The organism is Parvibaculum sp., assembly GCF_030694575.1.
Lineage (GTDB): Bacteria > Pseudomonadota > Alphaproteobacteria > Parvibaculales > Parvibaculaceae > Parvibaculum.
In genome coordinates this window covers 1-3316 of sequence record NZ_JAUYUS010000129.1, presented here as the reverse complement: position 1 = coordinate 3316, position 3316 = coordinate 1, and the positions used below count along the sequence as shown (strand labels likewise).

3 protein-coding genes are annotated in these 3316 nt (G+C 63.0%); all 3 read right to left on the bottom strand.

The window, feature by feature from the left end; all coding sequences use genetic code 11:
- Nucleotides 1-861 (bottom strand): succinate--CoA ligase subunit alpha (sucD, locus tag Q8S60_RS18075; protein WP_305668766.1); only part of this gene is annotated, 861 nt, incomplete at its 3' end.
- Nucleotides 861-2030 carry an ADP-forming succinate--CoA ligase subunit beta gene (sucC, locus tag Q8S60_RS18070; protein ID WP_305276895.1) on the bottom strand — a complete coding sequence of 390 codons (1170 nt, stop codon included), beginning with the start codon at nt 2028-2030 and terminating at the stop codon, nt 861-863. The genes sucC and sucD, both read right to left, overlap by 1 nt.
- A gap of 205 nt (nt 2031-2235) precedes the next feature.
- A partial coding sequence (locus tag Q8S60_RS18065) for an MBL fold metallo-hydrolase (RefSeq protein WP_305668765.1) occupies nt 2236-3316 on the bottom strand: 1081 nt, incomplete at its 5' end.

Below are 3316 nucleotides of genomic sequence, written 5' to 3'. Positions count from 1 at the left end.
CTCGACCAGCGTGGTGCCGAGCGCCGAGGGGGACTTGGCGACGGTGATGCCGGCCGAACGCATGGCCTCCATCTTGTCTTCCGCGCCGCCCTTGCCGCCCGAAATGATCGCACCGGCATGGCCCATGCGGCGGCCGGGAGGGGCCGTGACGCCCGCGATGAAGCCGACGACGGGCTTTTTCACCTTGGAGGCCTTGAGGAACTCGGCTGCGTCTTCTTCCGCGGAGCCGCCAATTTCGCCGATCATGATGATCGAGGTGGTGGCCGGGTCGCGGAGGAACATGTCCAGGCAGTCGATGAAGTTGGTGCCGTTGACGGGGTCGCCGCCGATACCGATGCAGGTGGTCTGGCCAAGGCCCGCCGCCGTGGTCTGCGCCACCGCTTCATAGGTGAGCGTGCCCGAGCGCGACACGATGCCGACGGAACCCGGCTTGTGGATGTGGCCCGGCATGATGCCGATCTTGCATTCGCCCGGCGTGATGACGCCCGGGCAGTTCGGACCGACGAGGCGCGTCTTCGAGCCGGAAAGCGCGCGCTTCACCTTCACCATGTCGAGAACCGGAATGCCCTCGGTGATGCAGACGGCAAGCTCGATGCCTGCGTCGATCGCCTCGAGGATCGCATCGGCCGCGAAGGGCGGCGGCACATAGATGGCAGACGCCGTAGCGCCCGTCTTCTCGACGGCTTCGGCAACGGTATTGAAGACGGGCAGGTCCAGATGCTTCGAGCCGCCCTTGCCGGGGCTGACGCCACCGACCATCTTCGTGCCGTAGGCAATCGCCTGTTCCGAATGGAACGTACCCTGATTACCCGTGAAGCCCTGGCAGATGACTTTCGTGTTCTTGTCGACGAGCACGGACATTATGCGGCCTCCTTCACGGCTTTGACGATTTTCTCGGCCGCATCGGCGAGGTTGTCCGCTGAAATGATCGGCAGGCCAGATTCGGCCATGATCTTCTTGCCGAGATCGACATTCGTGCCTTCGAGGCGCACGACCAGCGGCACGCCGAGCGACACTTCCTTCGCCGCGGCGACGACGCCCTCTGCGATGATGTCGCAGCGCATGATGCCGCCGAAGATGTTGACGAGAATGCCTTCGACATTGGGGTCGGACAGAATGATCTTGAAGGCCGCCGTGACTTTCTCTTTCGTCGCGCCGCCGCCGACATCGAGGAAGTTCGCAGGCTCGGAACCGTAGAGCTTGATGATGTCCATCGTCGCCATGGCGAGGCCGGCGCCGTTCACCATGCAGCCGATCTGGCCGTCGAGCTTGATGTAGTTGAGATCGTATTTCGACGCTTCGACTTCCGCCGGGTCTTCTTCCGTCAGGTCGCGCAGTTCGACGATGTCCTTGTGGCGGTAGAGCGCGTTCGAGTCGAAATTCACTTTCGCGTCGAGGCAGAGAAGGTTGCCCTCGCCCGTGACCACCAGCGGATTGATTTCGAGCATGCTCATGTCTTCGGAGACGAAGGCCTTGTAGAGCTTTTCGATGAGCGCGACGCCCTGCTTCACCTGGTCGCCTTCGAGGCCGAGCGCATAGGCTACCTTGCGGCCGTGAAAGCCGCTGATGCCGGAGGCAGGATCGACCGAGAAGCTGAGAATTTTTTCCGGCGTCTTCTTCGCCACTTCCTCGATGTCCATGCCGCCTTCGGTCGAGACGATGAAGGAGACGCGCGAGGTGGCGCGGTCGACGAGAATGGAGAGATAAAGCTCGCGGGAGATGGAGGAACCGTCCTCGATATAGAGGCGGTTCACTTCCTTGCCGGCCGGGCCCGTCTGATGCGTAACGAGGGTGGAGCCGATCAGCCGCTCCGCCTCTTTCTTCACGTCGTCGAGCGACTTCACGACCTTGACGCCACCGGCCTTGCCGCGGCCGCCTGCATGGATCTGCGCCTTCACGACCCAGACCGGCCCGCCGAGGTCTTTCGCTTTCGCGACCGCTTCCTCAGGTGTGAAGGCCGCATGGCCGCGAGGCACCGGCACGCCGTACTTCGCAAGCACGGCCTTGGCCTGGTATTCGTGAATATTCATGAAAAACCGTCCGGCTGGTGGCGGCGCGGGAACCCGCGACGTCAGAAGGAAAGAAGATCGCCCGATACCTATGTCGGATGGCCGGGAGTTATACCACCCGAGCGTATGGGCGCAACCGGCAGATAAGCGAGGGGCGGCCCTGAAGCCGCCCCCTGTAACTTACAGTAAATTCAATTGCGCCAATGGGATAACAAGTGACGCAGCGTCACTTGAGATTGGACGTCGCGATTTCCTTCGAATTGGCGGGCAGCGTCACCAGCAACCCGTCATAACCGAGGATGGTATCGCCCTCGCCGCGTGCATCCGCGACGCCACGCATGAAGATGTGGCGGGCCAGCGCGTTGGGCAGCGGCGGCACGAGATGCGTCAACACCAGCAGCGGCACGTCCGCCTCGCGCGCGATCTCGGCGGCCTGGACCGGCGAGGCATGGTAGTCGAGCGTGTCGTGAACCATTTTCGCCAGCCGCTTGTTGTCGGTCTCGGTCAGCGCCTCGAAAATGATGGTCGACATCTCGTGATTGAGCGCCTCATGCACGAGAAGATCGGCGCCTTTCGAAAACAGCTCGACGCTTTCGGTCTTCTTCGTGTCGCCGCTGATGACGGCGACGCGGCCGCCATATTCGACGCGGTAGCCGAAGGCCGGTTCCACGGGGTGATGGTTGACGAGGAAAGCGGAAATCTTCAGCCCGTCCTTGTCGAAAACCGGCACCAGCGTATTGGGCGCGGGGCGGGCGATCTCGTGCCCGATGATGCGCGCGCCTTCCGGCGAGAGATAGTCCGTGCCGTGATGGAGGATGCGGTAGCCCGAATCCGAGTCGAAGGCTTCGGAAAAGCCCTTCACCACTTCCACCGTTCCCGACGAACCATAGGCATGTCCCAGCGAATTGAGCGGCGGCACACTGCCTTCGAGCTTGCCCGGTCCGTAGACTTCGAGCGGCACGGCGCGCCCGCCGATCCAGCTCTGCACGGCGAATTCGCCGAGCGCGCCGATATGGTCGGAATGGAGATGCGTGAAAAGCACCGTGCCGATCTTGCCTGCCGGCAATCTGCTGGCGACGATGCGCGACCAGGAGCCGGGACCAGTGTCGATGATGACGATATGGCCGCCGGCGATCACCGCCGTGCAGGCATTGGCACGCGTCGGATCGGGCATCGGCGAGCCCGTGCCGCACAGAAGGACATGCAGCGAATTGTCGGTGAGAAGCGCCGAATTGTCGCCGCTGCCGAGCCGGCCGAGCGCGGTGCGCTTCATGATCCCGTCCTGGAGCGACGGCGAAAACCAGATG

Bases quoted from the DNA above. Each gene is read 5' to 3' on its own strand.
- sucC (WP_305276895.1), bottom strand. From the start codon at position 2,030: ATGAATATTCACGAATACCAGGCCAAGGCCGTGCTTGCGAAGTACGGC.